This is a genomic window from Mesorhizobium sp. (assembly GCF_017306585.1).
Classification (GTDB): Bacteria; Pseudomonadota; Alphaproteobacteria; order Rhizobiales; family Rhizobiaceae; genus Mesorhizobium.
This window is the reverse complement of sequence record NZ_JAFKIC010000217.1, coordinates 1-23500: the sequence shown is the minus strand read 5'-3', so window position 1 is coordinate 23500 and position 23500 is coordinate 1. Positions and strand designations below refer to the sequence as shown.

Annotated in this window: 17 protein-coding genes; 10 read left to right on the top strand and 7 right to left on the bottom strand. The window is 64.7% G+C overall.

Features of this window, described 5'->3' with window-relative positions; genetic code table 11:
* Positions 1-109 precede the first annotated feature (109 nt).
* Positions 110-1690, top strand: a complete 1581-nt coding sequence (locus J0I79_RS26720) for a DUF1800 family protein (RefSeq protein WP_292866522.1) — start codon at positions 110-112, stop codon at positions 1688-1690.
* A 49-nt stretch (positions 1691-1739) separates the two neighbouring features.
* The gene (locus J0I79_RS26715) at positions 1740-2978 is read left to right on the top strand and encodes a DUF1501 domain-containing protein (RefSeq protein ID WP_292866520.1); all 1239 of its coding nucleotides are present in this window, start codon (positions 1740-1742) and stop codon (positions 2976-2978) included.
* Between the two features lie 445 nt (positions 2979-3423).
* Here the strand turns inward: J0I79_RS26715 and J0I79_RS26710 are convergent, their stop codons facing one another.
* The gene (locus tag J0I79_RS26710) at positions 3424-6831 is read right to left on the bottom strand and encodes an acyl-[ACP]--phospholipid O-acyltransferase (protein WP_292866518.1); all 3408 of its coding nucleotides are present in this window, start codon (positions 6829-6831) and stop codon (positions 3424-3426) included.
* A gap of 721 nt (positions 6832-7552) precedes the next feature.
* Entirely contained in the window at positions 7553-7819 is a 267-nt protein-coding gene (locus J0I79_RS26705) for a hypothetical protein (RefSeq protein ID WP_292866516.1), read from the bottom strand.
* Between the two features lie 669 nt (positions 7820-8488).
* Here J0I79_RS26705 and J0I79_RS26700 point away from each other — a divergent pair.
* Positions 8489-8746 (top strand): hypothetical protein, encoded by a 258-nt coding sequence (locus J0I79_RS26700; RefSeq protein WP_292866514.1) that lies wholly within the window; start codon positions 8489-8491, stop codon positions 8744-8746.
* A 10-nt stretch (positions 8747-8756) separates the two neighbouring features.
* On the opposite strand, the gene J0I79_RS26695 is transcribed toward J0I79_RS26700, so the two are convergent.
* From J0I79_RS26695 to J0I79_RS26675, 5 genes are all read right to left on the bottom strand, one after another.
* Positions 8757-10349 (bottom strand): indolepyruvate oxidoreductase subunit beta family protein, encoded by a 1593-nt coding sequence (locus J0I79_RS26695; protein ID WP_292866512.1) that lies wholly within the window; start codon positions 10347-10349, stop codon positions 8757-8759.
* A complete protein-coding gene (locus J0I79_RS26690; protein ID WP_292866510.1) occupies positions 10342-12495 on the bottom strand; it encodes an indolepyruvate ferredoxin oxidoreductase subunit alpha in 2154 nt (717 codons plus the stop codon). The genes J0I79_RS26695 and J0I79_RS26690 overlap by 8 nt, the downstream gene beginning before the upstream one ends.
* Before the next feature lie 55 nt (positions 12496-12550).
* Positions 12551-13033: a MarR family transcriptional regulator gene (locus tag J0I79_RS26685; RefSeq protein WP_292866508.1), complete on the bottom strand. Its 483-nt coding sequence runs from the start codon at positions 13031-13033 to the stop codon at positions 12551-12553.
* Positions 13033-14604 (bottom strand): NAD(P)/FAD-dependent oxidoreductase, encoded by a 1572-nt coding sequence (locus J0I79_RS26680; RefSeq protein WP_292866506.1) that lies wholly within the window; start codon positions 14602-14604, stop codon positions 13033-13035. Before J0I79_RS26680 ends, J0I79_RS26685 begins: the two co-directional genes overlap by 1 nt.
* A gap of 295 nt (positions 14605-14899) precedes the next feature.
* Positions 14900-15691, bottom strand: coding sequence for a cyclase family protein (locus tag J0I79_RS26675; RefSeq protein WP_292866504.1), 792 nt, complete (start codon positions 15689-15691; stop codon positions 14900-14902).
* A gap of 119 nt (positions 15692-15810) precedes the next feature.
* Here J0I79_RS26675 and J0I79_RS26670 point away from each other — a divergent pair, with 119 nt between their 5' ends.
* The 7 genes from J0I79_RS26670 (at position 15811) to J0I79_RS26640 (ending at position 23449) form a co-directional block, all read left to right on the top strand.
* Entirely contained in the window at positions 15811-17385 is a 1575-nt protein-coding gene (locus J0I79_RS26670) for an NAD(P)/FAD-dependent oxidoreductase (protein ID WP_292866503.1), read from the top strand.
* 109 nt (positions 17386-17494) lie between these two features.
* Entirely contained in the window at positions 17495-19024 is a 1530-nt protein-coding gene (locus tag J0I79_RS26665) for an ABC transporter substrate-binding protein (protein ID WP_292866501.1), read from the top strand.
* 204 nt (positions 19025-19228) lie between these two features.
* Positions 19229-20236 carry an ABC transporter permease gene (locus tag J0I79_RS26660; protein ID WP_292866499.1) on the top strand — a complete coding sequence of 336 codons (1008 nt, stop codon included), beginning with the start codon at positions 19229-19231 and terminating at the stop codon, positions 20234-20236.
* On the top strand, positions 20229-21077 hold the full coding sequence (locus J0I79_RS26655) for an ABC transporter permease (RefSeq protein ID WP_292866497.1): 849 nt from the start codon (positions 20229-20231) through the stop codon (positions 21075-21077). Before J0I79_RS26660 ends, J0I79_RS26655 begins: the two co-directional genes overlap by 8 nt.
* Positions 21074-21952: an ABC transporter ATP-binding protein gene (locus tag J0I79_RS26650; RefSeq protein ID WP_292866495.1), complete on the top strand. Its 879-nt coding sequence runs from the start codon at positions 21074-21076 to the stop codon at positions 21950-21952. The genes J0I79_RS26655 and J0I79_RS26650 overlap by 4 nt, the downstream gene beginning before the upstream one ends.
* A complete protein-coding gene (locus J0I79_RS26645; RefSeq protein ID WP_292866493.1) occupies positions 21945-22769 on the top strand; it encodes an ATP-binding cassette domain-containing protein in 825 nt (274 codons plus the stop codon). Before J0I79_RS26650 ends, J0I79_RS26645 begins: the two co-directional genes overlap by 8 nt.
* Positions 22770-22849: 80 nt before the next feature.
* On the top strand, positions 22850-23449 hold the full coding sequence (locus J0I79_RS26640) for a VOC family protein (RefSeq protein ID WP_292866491.1): 600 nt from the start codon (positions 22850-22852) through the stop codon (positions 23447-23449).
* Positions 23450-23500 lie beyond the last annotated feature (51 nt).

Genomic DNA, 23500 nt, shown 5'->3' with positions numbered 1-23500 from the left:
CGCCGGGCGGCATCCGCCGGCCCGGCCTCCATCGCCGGTTTGAGCATTCAGGAAACAGTCCGATCGGGCATCGCGCTTGTCGCGTGAGGCCTAACCATGGAGCGCTGACATGGCTGTCCCAGCCAAGGGGTCCACGGCGCCTGATCCCGCCTTGATCGCATTCAACCGTTTCGGGCTTGGAGCCCGGCCCGGCGACCGCGACAAGCTTGCCGGCGATCCGCGCGGCTCTCTCAAGGCGGAACTCCGCCAACCGGACATCGCCATGATCGCCTATGACGACCCGGCCTATGCCGACCTCCTGGGAAGCACGCCGGCCATCCAGGCCAGCATGGCGGCGCGCTTCCAGCGCAAGCTCGACAAGAGCCTGGCGAAAGCAGCGGTCCAGCCTGCTGGCCCGGCGATGATGAAGACCGCGGCCATACCCAATGCCGGAGCCATGCCGGCCGCTCCCATGAAGGCAGCCGCACCGGTCCAGCCTTCACCGACAGCGCCGGCCAAACCGGCGGCACCGCCCATGAAGGCCGCCGCGCCGGCCCAGCCACCACCGGCAGCGCCGCCCAAACCGGCGACACCTCCCGTCGAAGCCATCCTTTACAAGGCAGAAGCCCAGGCCCGTTTCGACAAGGCGCTGAAGGCCGAGGTCGGCTTCGTCGAGCGTCTCGTCTATTTCTGGTCGAACCATTTCTGCGTTTCGGTGGCCAAGGACAACATCGTGCGCGCCAGCGCCGGCGCCTTCGAGCGCGAGGCGATCCGGCCCTTCGTGCTCGGCCGCTTCGCCGACATGCTCTTGGCGGTGGAGCGGCATCCGGCCATGCTGTTCTATCTCGACAACCAGCAATCGATCGGCCCGGATTCCCGGGCCGGCAAGAACCGCCAGCGCGGCCTCAACGAGAACCTTGCCCGCGAGATCCTGGAGCTGCACACGTTGGGTGTCGGCAGCGGCTACACGCAGGCCGACGTCACCAGCTTCGCGCGTATCCTGACCGGGTGGACGATGGCGGGACGGGAAGGACGGCTGGGTGAGCCCGGGACTACCGTCTTCAACGCCAACGCGCATCAGCCGGGCGAGGCCGTGCTGCTCGGCAAGACCTATCCGGACGGCGGCATGGGCCAGGCGGAAGCCGCGCTCAACGACATCGCCCGTCATCCGGCGACCGCGCAGCACATCGCCACGCAACTCGCCCGCCACTTCATCTCGGACGATCCGCCGCCGGCGGCGGTGGCGCGCCTCGCCAAGGTGTTCGCCAAGAATGACGGCAATCTCAGAGCGCTGGCGGCAACCCTCATCGACATGCCGGAAGCCTGGTCGACGCCGCTCGACAAGATGCGGTCGCCCTTCGATTATGTCGTCGCCGTCAGGCGCGCCGCAGGTCCCGGCCCGGCGAACGATCCCGGCCAGTCGCTTGCCTGGCTCAACGCTCTGGGTGAGCCGCTCTGGCAGCCGCCGGGCCCGAACGGCTTTTCCGACCAGGCCGACAGCTGGGCGTCGGCGGAAGGCATGAAGGTGCGGCTCGACATTGCCTGGCAGGCCGCCCGGCAGGTCAAGGATATCGGCAATCCAAACGACATGCTCGACGCCCTCATCGGCCCCTCGGCCTCGCCGGAGACCCGGCAGGAGATCGCCCGCGCCGAATCCAAGCAGCAGGGCCTGGCGCTGCTGCTGATGGCGCCCGAATTCCAGAGGCGCTAGCTCGAGCGGAAACGGTCCTGGCGCCGACAACTCCCGTGGAGATAAAGTCATGAGCCTGCTGTGTGAAACCCCTCGCCCCTCCCGCCGCGCCGTGCTGATGACGGGCGGCGCGCTGTTCGCCTGGGCTTACATGCCCCGTTTCGCCCGAGCGGCCGACAACCGTGACCCGCGCCTGATCGTCGTCGTCCTGCGCGGCGCGCTTGACGGCCTGTCGGCGGTCGGGCCTGTCGGCGATCCCGACTATGCCGGCCTGCACGGCGATATCGCGCTGTCGCTCACCGGCCCGCATGCCGCCCTGCCGCTCGACAGCTTCTTCGCCGTCAATCCGGCGATGCCGGTGTTCGCGCGGCTGTTCAAGGCGAACCAGGCGGCGGTGGTTCACGCAGCCGCGACCGGCTATCGCGAACGCTCGCATTTCGACGGCCAGGATGTGCTGGAAAGCGGTTTTGCCGGCCCCGGCCATGTCGCCACCGGCTGGCTGAACAGGGCGCTGGAAAGCCTGCCGGCGGGCGAGCGGGTGGCGACGCTTGGCGGGCTGGCGGTCGGCCCGTCAACGCCGCTGGTGATACGCGGCGCGGCACCGGTGCTCGGCTGGGCGCCACAATCGCTGCCGGAGCCGGCCGGCGATCTCGCGGCAAGGGTTCTCAATCTCTACCAGCATCGCGATCCGGTCCTGGCGGTCGCCCTGCAAAAGGGCCTCGATGCCGACCGCATGGCGCTGGACGACCAGATGGGCGCCAAGGCGATGAAGCCGAAAGGTGGTCTCGACAGCGCCGCCGGCATGCGGCAGGCAGCCCAGGGCGCCGCCAGGCTGATGAGCGCCGATGACGGACCGCGTGTCGCGGCGCTCGCCTTCGACGGCTGGGATACCCATGTCAATGAAGGCGGCGCGACGGGGCGGCTCGCCACCTTGCTCGGCGGCCTCGACGGCGCCTTCGAGGAATTCGAGAAAGGGCTCGGCGAGCGCTGGAAGGACACGGCGGTCGTCGCCATCACCGAATTCGGGCGCACGGCCCAGATCAATGGCACGGTCGGCACGGATCACGGCACCGGCACTGTGGTGCTGCTGGCCGGCGGAGCCATCAAGGGCGGCCGCGTCATCGCCGACTGGCCGGGCCTTAAGCCGGCTCAGCTTTACCAGCAACGCGATCTGGCGCCGACCAGCGATGTCAGGGCGGTGCTGAAAGGCCTGCTCGCCGACCAGTTCGGGCTTTCCGCCACGGTGCTCGGCGACAAGGTGTTTCCGGATTCCGCGGCGGTAAAGCCGATGCGGGATCTCGTCGTCTGAGCTTGATGGCGTCACAGGGGACGCCATCAATGGTCAATGGTAAACGCCGACGCTTCGGAGCGGCAGTCGTTTCCGCTTGGCGATTACCAGCGGTGGTGCCTGCGGTGGTGATGCCAGTTGGGCACGCAACGCCCCCACCGGTTCATGTGCCGATGAGGACCGCATCTCCATCCGACAGTTTCGATCTGCAATGGACCGGCGCTGGGCTTTGCTATGGGCAAGGCCTGGGAGCCTACGCTCGATAGCATCAACGTGCCTGCTGCGACTGCAATTGGTAGAATGTATTTGGCCAGCATCATAGCGTCCTCCATGGTCTTACATTCACGGGAACAGCATAGCACTCGGCAGGCTGAAGCCGCTGAGTGGTCCGATCACATATTCGTCAGCGGCGCTTGCCGCGTGACGCCACGGTTCTCACCGTAGCGCCATCCCGTCGTCGCTCCGATCAGGCGGCCTCGACTTTGGTGACCGACATATCCTCGCCGCGCACCAGCCTGGTCACGCCGACGAAGTCGATCTTGCCGGAGCCGAGCACCGGCACATGCGGCACGACGCGCACTTCGGCGGGCACCATCAGGTCCATCGCGCCGTTCGCCTTGGCGAAGGCCATGAACTCGGCTCGGGTCGCCGTCGAAGCCTCGGTGACGAGCACCAGTTTCTCGCCCTTGCGCTGATCCGGCACCGTCGCGACCGCCGAGAGCGAGCCCTTCCACAATTCGCCCGCCAGCGCCTCGACTGCGGCCAGCGAAATCATCTCGCCGCCGATCTTGGCGAAGCGCTTGGCGCGGCCACGGATGCTGACGAAACCGGCATCGTCGATGCTGACGATATCACCCGTGTCGTGCCAGCCGTCCGGCAACGGTTCGAGGACGCCCGGCTTTTCGGCCCTGAGATAGCCGGCCATGACGTTGGGACCGCGCACGAACAGCCGCCCGCCGCCCTCGACGCCGACCACCGGCTCCAGGCGGTACTCCATGCCGGGCATGATTTTTCCGACCGTGCCCGACTTGTTGTACATCGGCGTGTTGATGGAGATGACCGGCGCCGTCTCGGTGACGCCGTAGCCTTCGAGAATGCGCAGGCCGAATTTCTCCATGTAGGTTTCGCGGGTCGAAGCCTTGACCGGCTCTGCACCCGAGAAGCAGTAGCGCACCGAGCGGAAATCATAAGGGTGCGCGGTGCGCGCATAGCCGCTGAGGAAGGTATCGGTGCCGAAGATGATCGTCGCGTTCGAGGCGTAGACCAGTTCGGGAACGATGCGATAGTGCAGCGGCGAAGGATAGAAATAGACCGGCACGCCGGACACGAGCGGCAGCACCGTGCCCGCCGTCAGGCCGAAAGAATGGAAGATCGGCAGCACGTTGAACACCTTGTCGCCCGAATGGAAATCGATGCGCGAGGCGGCCTGAGCGGCATTGGCAAGGATGTTGCGGTGGGTGAGCACGACGCCCTTCGGCGTGCCCTCCGAGCCCGAGGTGAAGAGGATCACCGCCGGGTCGGTGGCCTTGCGGGCGACCCGGGGCGTGCTCTTGCGCAAGAGACCGAGCAGCTTGTCCTTGAGGCCGATGGTTGCGCGCAGATCGTCAAGCCAGACAATCGAGACCGAGCGGCCGACCTCCTCGACCATCGCGCCGAGCTTGGCCTGCTCGACGAAGGCCCGGGAGGTCAGGATGGTGGTGACCTTCGCCGCCTTGCAGGCGGACAGGATGTTGGCCGCGCCGGCGGTGAAATTGATCATCGCCGGAATCTTGCCGGAGGACATGACGCCGAGCAGCGTGGCGCAGGAGCCATTGGCGTTGGGCAACATGATGCCGAGTGTGTCCTGGCCGGCGTAGAGCGTCTCGAACTTCTCGCCCAGAACCGCGGCACCGGTGAGCAGCTTGCCGTAACTCAGCGAGCCGGTGACCGGATCCTGCACGGCCAGTTGCTTCATGCCGCGCTCATTTGCCGTCTGGATGATCCTTTCGAGCACGGTGTGGTCGATGTCCTGGGTTTGGAAAACGAGATTGGACATGACCTGATAGAGGGCGGCGCCGGCGGCGGCCCGCCGCTTGCGGCCCTTCAGCTCGTCGTCGACCTTCAGCTTCACCGGCGGCAATATGGTCACCTTGACCTTCGGGAACAGGCGCCGGCGTACATGCTGCGATGTCAGCCGCGAGAAGGGGCTCTTCTCCAGCCCGTCGATGCGGATCGGCACCACCATCGAGCCGGTCTTGTCGGCCACCATGGCGGCGCCGTCATAGACCTTCATCAGCCCGCCGGTGACGGTGATACGGCCTTCGGGGAAGATGACCAGCGGATCGCCGTTCTGCACGATCTTGATCAGCGTGCGGGTCGACATCGGCTTGGCCGGATTGAGCGGCAGCGCCCGGGTCAGTTTCAGGAACGGCTTCATCCACCAGGCCTGCGCGATGGTGTAGTCGATGGCGAAGACCGGTTCCTCATCCGTCAGTGTCAGCGCCAGCGGGCCGTCGAGGAAACTGACATGGTTGAGCGCCAGGATCGGCGCCTTGCCGGCTGCCTTGAGATTGTCGAGGCCCTCCACTTCCAGGCGATGGAACGCGCGGAAGAGAATGGAGACGAAATCGCGGAAGGCGTTGGTCGGCAGGTATTTCAGCATCAGCCAGGCGGCCACGGCATTGGCCCCGGCAAGCCCGAACAGGATACCGCCGGTCGAGACTTTCGTCTGGATCACGGCGACAATGACACCGCCGACCGTCATGAAACCGGCATTGACGATGCTGACGGCGGCAACGACGCGGGCGCGGCGCGCCTCGGGCGACCAGGCCTGCACGGCGGCGAATGTCGGCACCACCAGGAAGGCGCTGGCGATGGCCATGCCGGCGAGGTCGAGCGCAACGCGGAACGTGTTCGGCCCGGCGAAGAATGCAGCAAGGGTTTCAGCCTTGGGCGAAGGCTGCATGCTCCAGATCGTCCAGGCGAGATGAAGGCCGAACAGTGCCATCAGCGCCGTGCCGACCGGCGCCGGCAACAGCACCATGCGTCCCTGAGACATCCAGGCCGCGATTGCCGAGCCGATGGCGATGGAGACGGCGAACACGGCGAGATAGGCGGTGACCGCGATCTCGTTGCCGCCAAGCGAATCCTTGATCAGCGTCGGCAGGATCGAAAGCACGATGGCGCCGACCAGCCAGAACCATGAGGTCATCAAACCGGCACGCCAGATGCGCGTATCGGTGCGCAATTCACTGACCTGGCGCCAGGTCGAGCGAAAGACGTTCTTGTCGATGACAAGGCCGGGCGCCGCCGAACCGGTGGACGGGATGTAGCGGCTGACGAACCAGCAGCCGACGGCCAAGGCCATCATGATCGGTCCGAACACCGCAACGCCGATGCCATCGGCCGAGACCACGCCGCCGGCAATGGTGCCGCCCAGGATGGCTGCAAAGGTCGCCGACTCGATCCAGGCGTTGGCCTTGGGCAGTTCCTTGCGTTCGAGATGGTCGGGCAGGATGCCGTATTTGATCGGTCCGAACAGCGCCGAGATGATGCCGAACATCAGCAGCGCCGTCATCAGCACCGGGATCGACGACAAGGCGATACCAGCGACAGAGACCGCCGCCGCGGCGATCTCGGCGAATTTGAGCCGGCGCGCGATGAGCGCCTTGTCGAACCGGTCGGCGATCTCGCCGCCAAGGGCGGACAAAAGCAGGAAAGGAGCCATGAATACGGCTCCGGCCAAGGTGACCAGCGAGGCCGCCTGACCGGCGGCCAGCGTGAACAGGATCAGGAACACCAGCGTGTTCTTGAGGAAATTGTCGTTGAAAGCGGACAGGAATTGCGTCCAGAACAGAGGTGCAAAACGTCGCGACAGCATGAGATGGGTGTTCATGGCGATTTCCATTCTGCGATGTCCTTGCGGCATCAGGCCGAAGGTTCCGCGGGTTGAATGCGCTGTTTAAGTCCAGTGGTATCCGTAAGCTGGTTAAACTTCTTCCTGCTTTCTCCAGTCCTTCCGGAGCGCGGCGGCCTGATGTCGCCAAAGATGATCGGCACCTCCACCGCGTTCATGAACATCGTTCATTTCTGCAATCTAGCACTTTTTGAACGACGTTCAAGAGGAAAATGAACGCCGTTCACGAATGTCCGTAACTGCGAATTGGGGAGAGGTCCGAGCTTTCAGCAACCCGCCGGCCAAGGCGAGACGATCGCCAGGGAAAATGCAGAGGTGCCCACAGGTCTCGCGCCAGGCCAAGCTCCCACGCTTGCCCGACCACTACGGCAAGGCGCGTTCCAAGGCTGCGGATCGGGCTGAGGTTTACGCGCGTTCGCGCCGGTGCGTGGATTCAGGGCAGCCTTGCGTACAGGGAGGCCGCATCGCTTTGCCCATTAGAGCAATTCCAGGAAAAGTGTGAAACGGTTTTCCCGGGAGAAACGCGTAGCGTTTCCCCTGGGGAATTGCGTAAAAACAGAGAGCTAGAGCGGTTCGGCGATTCCATCAAACGCTGAACCGCTCTAGGTAACCGCCCGCAAGACGCCGCCGGCGGGACGGTGTGATCAAATCGGTCAAGAGCGCCCGCGCAGGTTACACGCGGACGCCCGCTGCTGGCTGATTACCAGCCCCAATAGCCAGGGTGCCAACGGCCGTGCGCCCAATAGCGGGGATGCCAATGACGCGCGGGCCGGATGATGACGCGCCGGTTCGGCACGCAATTGCCCCAGCGGTTCATGTGCCAGCCGGGACCGCAGCGCCAGCCGACGCTTTCGACCGGCAGCGGAGCGGCGCTGGGCTTGGCCATCGGCATGGCCTGCGAGCCGGCGCCCGACGCCACCAATGTCCCCGCGACCAAAGCAATGGATAGCAAGTGTTTTGTGAACATGCGTTGTCTCCGAGATTCATCCCTACTCGGCTGAAACGCAGGGTAGGGTTGTATTCCGTCGGAGCGGGCGGCATCACATCTTCGTTATCCGGTGCTGCCGTCGTTCAGCGTCGCCACAGTCTTCAGCGCGCCGTCGAACGGACAGATTCATCCAAAAGGTCTTGAGCAAATCCACCACCCGCATTAGTGAGTTACGGTATCGTCCAGGCGATCTTTGCAGTTAATGCATTCTATGTGCGAGATCGTGCGAGATCGCGAAGAATTAGGCCAACCTTATCATGCTTATTAGGCTTATTTATGCGCATTTAAAATTCGGCCATCGATAAATACGAATGTTATCTAAAGGATAAATATCGCCCTCCGAGTAAGGGAGGAAACACCCGGGCTTGGCATCAGCATGTACTGACGATTGGAGGTGAAAAATATTCGTTTCTTGCGCTTGGCGCTCGCAAATGGATTTTTTCCAGCGACAGAGCAAGTTTTGATTGGACTTGGGACGAGAGCAAACGATACCGTAACGTTGTTCCGGAATCGATTGAAACGCAGGACAAGCAGGGTAATTTTGTCCATCGCGGCGACCGTGGCAAGAAGCCTTGGCGTATCGCGGACCCTAGGATGCCCGCATCGAAGCGCGAACAGCGCGACTAAACGACTCTAGAAGGGGGATAGATGATCGAAAAATACCAAATCCTAAAGCGCCTCAAAGAGGCCGAGTCCGCACTCAACTACGGACTTAACGTATTCGGCGACCACCTCGCAAAAAGAGAGAAGTATAAATCGATAGATGGCATTCAGGCAATTCATTTTTATTTAATGCAGAAGCACCATTGGCTACCCGCTTCTGTCAAGAGCATGTCAGACGACGATTTGCGATTTTGCTTAACAGAGGAAATGGCGAACTGGACGTGGCCTGCTGACGCTAGGTAGCTATCTCTAGTCAACGCTGATTAATGACGCCCAGAGCTTCGTTCAGCGTCGCCACCGTCTTCAGCGCGCCGTCGAGCATGTCGCCCTTCTCGTCCTTCAACGCAGCTTCCCGCAGGCGCCGGATCCAGTCGGCGGCGTCCTCCCTGCCCTTCAGCATGGGCAGTGCCGAGAGCACGCGGTCGAATTTCGACTGGGCGCGGACATGGGTGTCGCTATAACCCTTGATCAGCCTGCGGCAGTTGAGGATTTCGACCGCGAGCGCATAGTCGGTGGCGACATGACCGAGCGCCAGGGCATACCACTGGTCGAGATGGGCGGTTTCCACCCTGTGGCGCAGCAGGCGGCGGCGCCAGCGACGCAGGCCGCCGATGAACCACAGCGCGGCGAAGCCGGCAAAGCTGTCTGTGCGGATGCGCCGGCCCCGGTTGATGCGGCGGTCGAGAAAGCCGGCCAGCCTCGGCCGGTTCTCGATGTAGCTGCCCAGGCTTGCCGGCAGCGTGCCGCAGAACTCCTCGATGCGTGGATGGAAGTACTCGGTCACCTGCAGGATCGAGCCATCCTTGACCCCGACCTCCTTGCGCACCCGCCTGTCGCGCGTCGAGCGCGTTTTCAGATCGGCGACGCGGATCATGTCGTCGTAGCACATGGCATTGGCGAGATGCTTGGCGGCGGCGATGGAGAGCGCATGAGCATGGTCGGCATCGTCCAGCGCCACGGCCCTGTCCAGCCTGTCGAGATATTCCCGGCCATAGGCGATGTCCTGGTAATCGACGACTTTTCTCAGGCCCCTGAGCGCCATGTCACGCACCGCCACGGGCATAAGATCGATGCGGGCCGCTTGCGCCTGCCAGCCCTGCAGCAGATTTTGCGGGCCGGCGACACGCCCGGCGCCGAGGGCGGACTCGACAATGGCCGGTTCTGCCGGCGTTGGCGCCGGCACTGCCGCGCCACGAGCACGATCGTAGGCGGCGCCGAAGGCGGCAAGGCTGGCCTTGACACCCCGGCCGCCGGCACCGATCGCCTGCTCATAGCTTTCGCGCGTGAACGGCAATGCATCCGAACCCGCCAGCGCACCGAGCAGGCTGGCCGAGATCATCGTGCCGTTGTCGGCAGCGATCTTTTCCATGTCGAAGGCGATGAAGCGCTTCGACGCGGCCTGCGCCGTCGCATGCACCTTGGCCGACGAGGCCCGGCCATCGCCGGGCTCGATCTTTTCCGAGACGGCGGCGATGCGGTGCGAGGAGGTGATGAGCGTGGTGCGCTCGGGCGTGACGAAGCCACGGATGATGGCGCGGCCGGCTTCCATCAGCTCGGCGGCGATCAGGATGTCGACATCGCCCTGCGAGGGCGACAGCGCGAACACCGGCAGCCGGCCGGTGTCGCGGGCCATCTCGATATAATAGATCGTGGCACCGGTGCGTTGGGCGACGCCGGCGACCGAGGTCGACTGCGCGACGTAGCCGTTGCGCTCGGCGACGTCGGTGATCCAGTCGGCGAGCACGCCGCCGCCCTGGCCGCCGACCGCCAGCACGGCCAGTTTGATGACCCGCTCGGCATCGGCGGCGGCGGGTTTCGGACGCAGGGGGGAACTCTGGTCAAGCATCGGCGAATGTCAGGCGCCGGCTCTCGCGGCGGCGCTGCAAGAGGCCGATGACGGCACGGCGCGCGCTTTCGAGGAAGCGGTCCCAGCGGCCGGGATTGTGCACGACATCGGCGCGGTAGAAGGACGGGCAAAGCACGGCGGCATCCGCCACCTCGCCGCAATTGCCGCAGCCGACGCAGTTCTGGTCGATCGAGGCGACCGGATCGTCACGCAAGGGATCGTCGAGCGACTTCACAGAGAGCGATGGACAGCCGGAGAGCCGCATGCAGGCGTGGTCGCCGGTGCAGATATCCTCGTCGACGCCGAATTTCGGTTTCACCACCCGCTCGCCGCCCTTGATCGCCTTGTCGACCAGCGGCTTCTCGCGGCGCTGGCGGTTGAGCATGCATTCGGACGAGGCGACGATGACCTTCGGCCCCTTTTCCTCTGTCGTCAGCGCCTCGCGCAAAGTGTCCTGCATCTTGCCGACATCGTAGGTGCGGTCGATGTGGCGCAGCCATTTGACGCCCATGCCCTTCACCGCCTCGGTGATCGGATGTTTTGTCGACTTCGTCCTGTTGCTGGCGCGGGAGGAAAGAATGTCCTGGCCGCCGGTGGCGGCCGAGTAGAAATTGTCGACGATGACGATAACGCCGTCGTTCTTGTTGAACACGGCATTGCCGATCGAGGATGTGAGGCCGTTGTGCCAGAAGCCGCCATCGCCGACGAAAGAGATCGAGCGGCGCTTTGCCTCGGGCGAGTTGAAAGCAGAGGCCGAAGCCGGCCCCAAGCCGTAGCCCATGGTGGTGGCGCCGAGTTCGAAGGGCGGCATGATGGAGAACAGGTGGCAGCCGATGTCGGAGGCGATGTGGTGCTTGCCGAGTTCCTGTTCGACGAGCTTGGTGGCGGCGAAGATCGGCCGCTCGGGGCAGCCAATGCAGAAGCCGGGAGGCCGGCCTGGCACCACGTTGATGAGGTCGGCCGTATCGACGCCCTCCCCGACCTTGTTCGGCGCACGAACCTCGCCGGGCAGCAGATGCGGCGCCTCTGCGCGCAGGAAAGCGCCGAGGCCGTCGAGCATGACCTGGCCGGTATACTCGCCGGCCATCGGCAGATATTCCTTGCCGACCAGCCTGGCGCCGCGCCCGGCCTTGTGCAGCATGGCGGCGAAGGCCTGCTCGATGTAATTGGGCTGACCTTCCTCGACCACCAGCACCGCCTGCTTGCCTTCGCAGAAGGCCAGGAACTCATCGTCGATCAGCGGATAGACGGCGTTGAGCACATAGAGCGGCACGTCCGTCTCGCCATAGGTGTTGGCAAGGCCGAGCCGCTGCAGGGCACGGATCACCGAATTGTACATGCCGCCCTGCATGACGATGCCGACCGAGCCGTGATCTGAGCCGAAGAATTCGTTGATCCGGTTTCTGCGGATGAAGTCCACCGCCGCCGGCCAGCGCTTGGCCACCTTCTCCTTCTCGTGCAGGAAGGAAGCGGGCGGCAGCACGATGCGTCCGGTGTCGCGTCGCGGCGCCGAGAGCGCGTCGGCGACCGTCATCGGCGGACGCTTGTTGTCCTTGGCGATGAAATGGCCATGCACATGGCAGCAGCGGATGCGCACCTGCAGCATGACGGGCGTGTTGGAGATTTCCGACAGTTCGAAGCCGTCCTCCACCGCCTTCACGATGGACGGCAGGTTGGGGCGCGGGTCGAGCAGCCAGACCTGGCTCTTCATGGCGAAGGCATGGCTGCGCTCCTGCATGATGGAGGAGCCCTCGCCGTAGTCCTCGCCGACGATGATCAGCGCGCCGCCGGTAACGCCGCCAGAGGCAAGATTGGCCAGCGCGTCGGAAGCGACATTGGTGCCGACGGTCGACTTGAAGGTGGCGGCGCCACGGATCGGGTAATGCACGGAAGCGGCAAGCATGGCGGTGGCGGTGGCTTCCGAGGCGCTCGCCTCGAAATGCACGCCGAGTTCGCCCAGAATGTCCTGCGCGTCGGCCAGCACATCCATCAGGTGGCTGATCGGCGCGCCCTGGTAGCCGCCAACATAGCCGACGCCGCATTGCAGCAGCGCCTTGGTGATGGCGAGGATGCCCTCGCCGGCGAATTCCTCGCCGGCGCCAAGCCTCAGTTTCTCGACTTCCCTGGCAAAAGACCGTTCGGCCATGTCTGCCTCCTTCCGTTGCCGCCCTCCCGTTGCCAGGGAGGGGCGGCGCGTACGTCTAGATGTCGTGCTTGCGGATGTTCTTCAGCATCTTCTGCAATGTCGCGATGAGTGCGGCATATTCGGCGTCGTCGATGTCGTCGAACATCGCCTCGAAGGCGTCGTGCATGGCCGGCCAAGCGCGCGTGAACAGCGCGCGTCCGTCATCGGTCAGGAACACATGGCGGATACGGCTGTCGGTGACGCCCTGCTCACGCCGCACCAGCCCCTGCCCTTCCAGCGTGTCGAGCGTGCGGCTCAGCGTGGACTGCTCGATGACGGTGTAGACCGAGAGATCGTTGACGGTGACGCCGTCGGTCACCGAGAGCACCGCCAGCGTGCGCACCTGCGGAATGGTCAGGCCCTGCTTGCGGAAATCGTCGCGCAGGGTGGCGTTGTAGCGGCCCATGATGCGGTTCATCAGATAGGGCGCGAATTGCTGCAGGCCGATCTGGCCGAGCGTCGAAATGCGGTGGCGCTTTTCCGCGACCTTCTGTTCCATCACAGCCTCCCCGCCAGGAGAAAGCCGGAGCCGCCGCCGAGACCGGCGCCCGGATGGGTCGAGGCGCCGATATGGTAGAGGCCCTTGATGCCGGTCTGGTGGTTGCGGCTGGTCTTGAACGGCCGCCACAGGAAGGACTGGTCTAATGTCGAGGACCCGCCATAGGGATCGCCGCCGACCAGGTTGATGTTCATCGCTTCGAGGTCGGCCGGCGAATAGGCACGCCGCGCGACAACGCAGTCCTTGAAGCCATCGATATGGTTGGCGAGGATCGCCTCGGCGCGATCGGCATACGCCTCGCGCAGCGCGTCGGTCCACTGGCCGTCAGCCGGCGCTTCGATCTTGCCGGCGGCATCGCCCTTGATGTGGCGTGGCGCCTCGGGGAGTTGCAGCCACAGGATCGCCCTGCCCGGCGGGCAGCGTGACGGATCGAGCGCGTACGGCTGGCCGACGCAGATGGTCGGCACTTCGGGCAGCATGCCGCGCGCCGCCTCGTTGCAGGCTTTCGAGACGCCATCCAGCCCCGGCGTCAGATGCAGCAGCGCGACCTTATCCAGGCCGTCGCCGCGCCATGCCGGCGGCCTGTCGAGCGCGTAGTGGATCTGGAAATTGCCTTTGCCATAGCGGTATTTCCGGGTCGCCTCGACATCATCCTTCGGAGCGTCGCTGCCGAGCAGCCGGCCGTAAAGCTGCGTCGGCGTGACCGAGCAGATGACGCTCTTATTGGCCGCGATGGTCTCGCCCGACGCCAGCCGCACGCCGGTGGCGCGGCCGCCAGACTGGATAATGGAAGCCACGTCGGCGCCGGTGCGGATTTCCCCGCCACGTTCCCGGATCAGCGCCTCGAAGGCGGCGAGCAGGTTCTTCGCCCCGCCCTTGACGATCGGCGCCCCCGCCGCCTCCAACGCGAAGGCGATGACCTTGGAAATCTGGCCGGAGAAAGCGTCTTCGGGGCCGAGGCCCGCATGCAGCGCCCACGGCGCCCAAAGCGCGCGGACGGTCTCGGACTGGTAGCTGGTTTCCAGCCAGCCGCGCGCCGGCACCAGCGCGTCGCCGAGGAAGGCTGCCAAATTGCGCGGACCGCGCCGCCAGGCATCGCCGGCCAAAAGCTTCGCCGTTGGATAGGACCATAGCGCGCCGCCGAGCAGGCCGAACAGCAGGCCGGCATTGCGCTCGATGTCGCCGACATCCTCCGCGTGCCGGTCACCCTCGCCCGCCGCGATTGCATTGAGCGCCGCGACATTGCCGGCGCGATCTGTGGTGAGCACCGCATGGCGGCCGTCCGATGTGAGCACGCCTGTCGGCGTGCCGGTATGGCAGAACTCCAGTCCGTGCCGCGCGAGGTCGCCGCCGAGCGCGGCAAAGGCCGGAGAGGTGATGAACAGCACGAAGGTGGTCGCCATCACATCGTGGACGAAGCCCGGCGCGGTAATCTCCTCGGTGCGCATGCAGCCGCCGATGCGGTCGTTGCGCTCGAGCATCAGCACTTTGGCGCCCTTGCCGCCGAGCATCGCCGCGCACACCAGCGCGTTGATGCCGCTGCCGACGATGATGTGGTCGGGGGCGGTCATTGGGGGCTCGCCGGTGGTGGGAGGCAGGCTTCAAAGATGTGACGTCGAGTTCCTTCGCGCCCCCCTCTGTCCTGCCGGACATCTCCCCCACTTGGGGGGAGATTGGATGTCACGATGGCCTTCGCCAATTGCCAAGGTTGCAGGAATGAGCGAGGCGCCAAAGCCGCCAATCTCCCCCCAAGTGGGGGAGATGTCCGGCAGGACAGAGGGGGGCGCCATAAAGCGCCAGCGCCGCCAACCTGCCTCCCTATCGCCTCGCCCGCGCGCATGATCTTCTCCCGAAGACCCGTCTCGCCTATTTGCCCACCACCAGCGCCAGCGCGCGGATCGGGCTGCCGGTGCCGTGCTCGATCTTGAGCGGCGCCGCTATCAGGATCGCGCCCCTCGGCGGCAGTTGGTCGAGGTTGCAAAGGCTGGCCAGACCGTAGCGGTTGGCCTTGTGCATCAGCGTGTGCGCCGGGAATGGCGGCTCCATGCCGCCGGCCTTGCCGGCATCGGTACCGATCGTCTCGGAGCCCCAACCCTTGATGTCCTTGCTGATCAGGTACTGGATGGCCTCCGCCGTCGGGCCGGGCGTATGCGGGCCGGTCTCGTTGGCGTTGAGGAATTCGGCTTCCGAGCCGTTGCGCTTGTACCAGTCGGTGCGCATCACCACCCACTCGCCGGGATTGATGGCGCCATGCTTGGCTTCCCAGGCCTCGATATGGTCGACGGTGAGCAGGAAATCGTGGTCGGCGGCGGCTTCCCCGGAGCAGTCGATGACATTGACCGGACCGACGAAATTCTGCGCCGGAATGGTGTCGGTGGCCCCGTCCGGATAGTCCTTGCCGCTGATCCAGTGCTGCGGCGCATCGAAATGCGTGCCCGAATGCTCGCCGAGCTTCAGCCAGTTCCACGCCCACCACGGACCGTTCTTGTCGTAACGGGAGATGTTATGGATTTCGACCTTCGGTGTGTCGACAGCGAGTTCCGGCGGCAGCTTGATCAGCGGTGTGTCCGGACCGAGCGGCGCCGACAGATCGACAACCCGGATAGCGCCCGAGAGCAGTTGGCCGGCGACTTCACCGAGGAGTTTTTGGGTGTCCATGGTCTTTGTTCCCTCTTTCTTGCTGATGCTGAAGGCTCGTCTCGGCCCTTAATATCCTACTAGACGAAAACATATGCATCTGCAATTATCTTTAAGCATAAAGGAAATGGGAACGGGGCGTGAGCGAGTTCGACGCCATCTTTGTCGGGGCGGGCCACAACAGTCTGGCATGCGCCGCGCATCTGGCGCTCAAAGGCTGGAAAACCGGGATTTTCGAGCGCAACGCCGTCATCGGCGGCGCGGTCCAGACACGCGAATTCACCCTTCCTGGCTTCCGGCACGATTTCGGCGCGATGAATCTGAGCCTGTTTGCCGGCTCCGCCTTCCACCGGAAATATGCAAATGAATTGAAAGCTCAGGGGCTGGAGTTCGCGCCGGCCGCCGATTGTTTCGCCAGCGCCTTCCCGGATGGACGCTGGTTCGGTGTCAGCAACGACCTGGAAAAGACCGCCGGCCGCATGGCCGCCTTTTCGGCCGCGGATGCCGCGACTTGGCGCGGGCTGGTCGGCGCCTTCCCAGGCGAGGCGGAGCATCTGTTCAAGCTCTTGGGTTCGCCGATGAGCGCCCGCGCTCTGGCCGGCATGGCGTGGACCCTCTGGCGCAAGAAAGGCATATCGGGCGCACTCGACACCGGTAGGCTGCTCCTGTCCTCGCCGCGCGCCTGGCTGGAGGAAAACTTCGTATCGCCGCATATCAGGGCGACGCTCGCTACCTGGGGCATGCATCTGGACTTCGCGCCCGACATCGCCGGCGGCGCCGTCTTTCCTTATCTGGAATCCATGGCCAACCAGAGCTTCGGCATGGTGCTGGGCAAGGGCGGCGCCGACACGATCATCAAGGCGCTGGCTGGCATGGTGACGTCGGCCGGCGGCAAGATCGTCACTGGCGCCGAGGTGGCCGAGATCACGGTTGCCGACGGCAAGGCATCGGGGATCCGGCTCGCTTCCGGCGAGACGCACTCGGCCACCAGGGCGGTGATAGCCGGCGTCGCGCCCGGGGCGTTGACCGGCAAGCTGCTGCCCGACGGTTCTGGAGACGCCGGCTTCGACACGGCGATGCGGAAATTCCGCCACGCGCCGGGCACGATGATGATCCATCTGGCGCTGGACGACCTGCCGGACTGGCGGGCCAGCGCTGAACTGCGCCAGTTCGCCTACGTGCATCTGTCGCCGTCGCTCGACGCGATGTCGCGCACCTATCAGCAGGCAGTGGCCGGCATGCTGCCGGACGAGCCGGTGCTGGTCGTCGGCCAGCCGACGGCCATCGATCCCTCGCGCGCGCCGCAGGGCAAGCATGTGCTGTGGGTGCAGGTGCGCATGCTGCCGGCCGAGATCCTCGGAGATGCGGCGGGCAAAATCGCGCCGGCGCATTGGGATCAGGTCAAGGATGCCTATGCCGAGCGCGTGCTCGACATCATCGAGAGCTATGCACCTGGCCTGCGCACGAAAATCCTCGGCCAGTCGGTGTTCTCGCCCATCGATCTGGAGCGCGAAAACCCGAACCTCGTCGGGGGTGATCAGGTATGCGGCAGCCATCATCTGGCACAGAACTTCCTGTTCCGGCCGGCGCGCGGCTACGCGGGGTGGAACACGCCTGTACGCAACCTGCATCTGACGGGCGCCGCGACCTGGCCGGGCGCCGGTACGGGTGCCGCCTCCGGCTTCATGCTCGCGCAACAGCTGGGCGGGAGGTAACGCCGACGATTTCACAGAGGCGACGAGAGGCAAGGCGCTGCTGCCGACGAAGCCCACATCGATGAACTGACGAAGCGCACGAAGACAATAACCAACAAGGGGAACGACCATGACAATCAACAGACGCGAATTGCTCGGATACAGCGCGGCGGCGCTGGGCGTTGCCGCCGTCGGCCTGCCACGCGTGGCCAAGGCGGCCGCAGGCGAACTGACCATCGCCTACAATGTCAACCTGCCGTCCTGGGATCCGACCACCGGCCCCTCGGCCGTCAACCCGACGATCCAGGGCCTCTACCAGTCGGTGTTCGACCAGTTCATTCCGCAAAAGCCCGACCTGTCCTTCGCACCGGGCCTGCTGACCGAATGGGGCTGGAACGACGACCGCACCAAGGTGATGATGACGGTGCGCGAGGGCGTTAAGTGGCATGACGGCTCGCCGTTCACGCCGGAGGACGTGGTCTGGTCGTTGCAGCGCGCGGGCGACGAGAAGACCGGCAACCCGATCCAGTTCGTCTGGAAGAACGTCAACAACTTCAAGATCGACGGCAACAAGATCACCGGCGACGTGGTGCAGTTCGACCCGGTCTATTTCAAATGGATGTCGTTCCTGACCGGCTACATCCTGCCGAAGGCCTATTACGAGAAAGTCGGCGCCGAAGGCTTCGAAAAGGCGCCGATCGGCACCGGCCCGTACATGGTGGAGAAGTTCGAGCGCAACGCCTTCCTGCGGCTGAAGGCCAACCCGGACTATTGGGGCGGCAAGCCGGCCTTCGAGAACGTGACCATCAAGTTCGTCACCGACGCAGCGAGCCGCGTCGCCGAGATCGAATCCGGTTCCTCGCAGGTCACGCTCGAAATCCCCTATGAGGAATATGACCGCCTGATCGCCAAGGACGGGCTTGCCGGCTCGATCAAGAATGTTTCCGACATCGGCATGATCTTCTTCAACAACAAGGATGCCATGCTGGACAAGAATGTCCGTCAGGCGGCCGTGATGTCGGTCGACAAGGAGTTGCTGGTCAAGCGGCTGCTGCGCGGCTATGGCCAGCCGATCGACACGCTGGAGACGCCGGAATACGCGGCCTTCGACCCGTCGATCAAGGTCGAGCACAATCCCGAGAAGGCCAAGGAACTGCTCAAGGCCTCCGGTTATTCGCCGGAGAAGCCGGCCAAGATCACCATCCAGACGACCAAGGGCTTCAAGCCCAAGGATTACGAGATGGTGCAGGCGATCGTCGGCATGTGGCGCAAGGTCGGCATCGAAGCGACGATCGAGGTTTACGAGATCGCCAAGCACTATGAGCTGCGCGCGGCGCACAAGCTGGCGCCGGCCGCCTTCTACAACTGGGGCAACGCGATCGGCGATCCGACCACCTCGACCGGCTTTGCCATGTTCGGTCCCTCGCCGCACTCGTCCTGGAAGACCGACGACCTCGACGCCAAGATCGGGCCGCTCTGGGGCGAGAAGGACGAAGCCAAGCGCATCGCCGGCTGGAAAGAAGTCGACAAGTACATCGCCGAGCAAGCCTATGTGCTGCCGCTGATGCAGTATGCGCAGCCGATCGTGCACGCCAAGGGCGTCAAGGTCGTGCAACATATTTCCGGCGCACTTCTGCCGGCCCTGATGACCCCGGCCTGATACCTCAGGGAAGGTGTGCCGGCGCAAAGCACGCACCTTCTCCAGCGTCGCAGCCCCCTCATCCGGCCCTTCGGGCCACCTTCTCCCCGGCGGGGAGAAGAGATCGGCTAAGCCGTCCGCAACCTCTTCTCCCCTTGGGGAGAAGGTGGCCGCGAAGCGGCCGGATGAGGGGGAGCCCGTTCCACCGGCTACTGAATTGCTAGCATGCTCCTGCAACGATTCCTGATCCGTCTTGCGACGATGCTGATCACGCTGTTCGGCGTGGCCGTCGTCGTCTTCGTCGTGATCCGCGTCGCGCCCGGCGATCCGATCGCCATGATGCTGCCGCCCGGCGCCACCGATGACGACATCGCCCGGTTGCGCGCGCTCTACGGGCTCGACAAGACGATCGTGCAGCAATTCTTCATCTGGCTGTCCGGCGTCGTCCGGGGCGATTTCGGCACCTCGATCTCGCTCAGGCAGGATGTATTGAGCCTGGTCTTCAACCGACTGCCGGCGACACTGGAACTCGCCATCGTCGCACTCGTCATGGCTGTCGCGCTCGGCGGCACGATGGCGGTCCTCGGCGCGCGGGAGCGCGGCACGGCGGCGGAAGCCGGCATCGATATCGCCGCCGGCGCGGCACTTTCCATTCCCGACTTTCTGTGGGGGCTGGTGCTGATCCTGCTGTTCGGCGTGCTGGTGCCGATTTTCGACATTTCCGGGCGGGTGTCGCCCCAGCTCGACCTGCCCTTCGTCACGCAGTTCTATCTCTTCGAGAGCGTGGTGCGGCTGCGTTTCGACCTGACCTGGGACCTGCTGAAACACATGCTGATGCCGGCGATCGCGCTCGCACTGCCGCTGGCGGCGATTATCGCGCAGCTGCTGAAACAATCGCTGAAGGAAGTGCTGGACCTCGACTATGTCGTGCTGGCGCGGGTGAAAGGTTTTTCGGAAACGCAGGTCATCTTGCGCGAGGCGTTGAAGAACGCGGCGCTGCCGACGCTGACGCTGGTCGGCGTGCAGTTCACCTTCCTCATCGGCGGCACGGTCATCGTCGAGCGGCTGTTTTCCTATGAGGGCCTCGGCAACATGGCGATCGATGCGGTGATCAACCGCGACCTGCCCCTGATCCAGGGCATCGTGCTGGTCTTCGCGCTGCTGTTCGTGCTGATAAATCTCGCCGTCGACATGATGTATGCGCTGCTCAATCCGAGGTTGCGCCATGGATGAAGCACGTATCGTCAGGCGCGGATTGGGCCCGAGGCTATGGCTGGCCGGCGGCTGGCTGCTGCTGGTGCTGCTGGCCGCGATCTTCGCGCCGCTGGTGGCGCCGCAGGACCCGCTGGCGCAGGACCTGATGCTGGAACGGCTGCCGCCATTCTGGCTCGACGGCGCCGAGCCAGGCTACTGGCTGGGCACCGACAGTTTAGGGCGCGATCTGTTGTCCAGGCTGATCTTCGGTGGCCGCATCGCCTTCATCGTCGCGTTCGCAGCCGCGATAGCGGCCTGCCTTGTCGGTTCGACCCTTGGACTGATCGCGGGTTATTTCGGCGGCTGGGCCGATCGCATCATTTCACGCATCGTCGATATCTGGATGGCCTTCCCGCCGGTGCTGTTCGCCATCCTTCTGGTCGCCGTGCTCGGCACGGGCCTCAGTTCCGTCATCCTCGCCATCGCGATCATCGACTGGACGCGCTTCTGCAGGGTGATCCGCGCCGAAGCGATGGGACAGGCGCGCATGGACTATGTCGAGAACGCGCGCATCGCCGGCTATGGCCGCATCGGCATCATGCTGCGGGAAGTGCTGCCCAACGTGCTGCCGTCGATCGTGGCGCTGTTATCGCTGGAGATGGGCATAGCCGTCATCGTCGAGGCGATCCTGTCCTTCGTCAATCTGTCGATCTCGACTGATGACCCGACCTGGGGCGGCATCATCGCCGAGGGTCGGCTGTCGATCCATCAAGCCTGGTGGGTGCTCGTGTTCCCGCTGGTCACGCTGATCCTCACCGTGCTGTCCTTCAGCCAGTTCGGCGAGGCGCTGAAGACGCGCTTCGATCCGGTGCTGCGATGAGCGCCTGCCTCGACATCACCAATCTGAGCGCCGTGCTGGCGAACGGCCAGCGCGTGCTGCGCTCGGTGTCGCTCTCGCTACAACCCGGCGAGGTGCGGGCGCTGGTCGGCGAAAGCGGCGCCGGCAAGACCATGATCGGCAAGGCGGTACTTGGTGTGCTGCCGTCGAGCGTACGCATCGTCGAGGGAAATATGAGCCTCGAGGGCGAAGATCTCGGCAGGCTGCAACCCAGGGCGCGGCGCACGCTGATCGGCGCGCGAACAGCGCTTATCCCGCAGGACCCGCTGACCGCGCTCAACCCGTCGCGCCGCATCGGCCCGCAGATGACCGACCGGCTGGTGCGCATCCTGGGCTGGAATGGCGACAAGGCGGACAAGCGTGTCAGGCAGCTGCTGGACGAGGTGCAGATCCGCGATCCCGACCGGGTGCTGAAAAGCTATCCGCACGAACTGTCCGGCGGCATGCGCCAGCGCGTGCTGATCGCCGCAGCCTTCGCCGCCGAGCCAAGGCTGATCGTCGCGGACGAGCCGACCACCGCGCTGGACGTGACCGTGCAGAAACAGATCCTGCGGCTGATCGCGGACCTGCAGCGCGAGCATGGCACGGCGATCCTGTTCGTCACCCATGACCTCGGCGTCGTGGCCAAGATCAGCCAGAAAGTATCGGTGCTCTATGCCGGCAAGGTGGTCGAGGAGGCCGATACCGCGAGGCTCTTCGAGGCACCGCTGCACCCTTATACGCGGGCGCTGATGGCGGCGACGCCGCGCTACACCGACCCGTTCGCTTCCCTGAAACCCGTGGACGAGACCGTGCTGGCAGGACTTGCGGCCGAGATCGCCGCCGCCGACCAGACGTGGAGACACCTCCATGGCTGAGCCGCTGTTTTCCGTGCGCGGGCTGAAGGTCGCCCTGCCCGACATGACGCGCAAGCCGCTGATCGGGCGCGCGCCGCTGGTCGAAATTCTCAAAGGTCTGGACTTCGATCTGCCAAGGGGGTCGGTGACCGGCATCGTCGGCGAATCCGGATCCGGCAAATCGACGCTCGGCCGCGCGCTGGTGCGGTTGCTGGAGCCGAGCGCCGGGAGCATCAGTTTCGAGGGCCGCGACATCGCCCATTTGCCGGAGGCCGAGCTGCGGCCGTTGCGCCGCGACCTGCAGATGATCTTCCAGGACCCGATGTCGTCGCTCAACCCGCGCCGCACCATCGCCAGCATCATCGCCGCGCCGCTCAGGCAGAACGGTCTCGGCGACAACCTCAAGACCAGAGTCGCCGAGGCATTGCAGCGTGTCGGCCTGCCGCAAAGCTTCGCCGGCCGCTACCGGCACCAACTGTCGGGCGGCCAGCGGCAGCGTGTCGGCATCGCACGCGCGCTGGCGCTGTCGCCGAAATTCGTCCTGGCCGACGAAATCGTCTCCGGTCTCGACGTGTCGACGCAGGCGCAGATCCTCACCTTGCTGGAGAAGCTTGCGGCGGAGATGGGACTGACGGTCGCCTTCATCAGCCATGACCTGTCCGTCATCCGGCGGCTTTGCCGGCAGGTGATCGTCATGCGCGAGGGCAGGATCGTCGAAGCAAGCGCGACCGACGCGCTGTTCGAGAATCCAAAGGAGGCCTACACGCGCGATTTGCTCGCAGCCATTCCGCTCCCCGAAATCGATGCGGACTGGCTGCGACCGAAGGCGCCGGCATGAAGTGAGTTTCGATATCCGCGTGCCGGACAGCGGGCTCCGGACATGCGTGATGACAAGTCAGCCCGCCAATGGAGGGTGACATGAAACACGCAATCCTGGCGGGGGTCGTCGCGACCTCCTTGTTCGGCGCAATGGGAGTCGCCTCGGCGGATTCGATCCCCGGCATGCGCGGCCACGACCACACCGGCATCACCGTGCCTGACATGAAACAGGCGGTCGACTTCTTCACCGAAGTGGTCGGCTGCAAGAAGGCCATGTCGTTCGGACCGTTCGCCGACGACAAGGGCACCTTCATGCAGGACGTGCTGGGTGTTGATCCCAAGGCCGTGATCGAACAGATCACCATGGTGCGCTGCGGCTATGGGTCGAACATCGAACTGTTCAAATACACCGCCCCCGATCAGAAGGACCTGACGCCGAAGAACAGCGACATTGGCGGCTTTCACATTGCCTTCTACGTCGACGACGTCGCCGCCGCGAAAGCCTATCTCGACGGCAAGGGCGTGAAGACGCGCATGGGACCATTGCCGGTCAAGGAAGGCCCGGCCGGCGGCCAGACCATCCTCTATTTCCAGGCGCCGTGGGGGCTACAACTGGAAGCGATCAGCTATCCCGAGGGCATGGCTTATGAAAAGGGCGCTGAGACCGTGCTCTGGAGCCCGAAGAACCCGGACAAGTGACTCTTCGGGCGCGCTTGCGCAACGACACGCAAGCGCGCTCGCTGGCTCGGT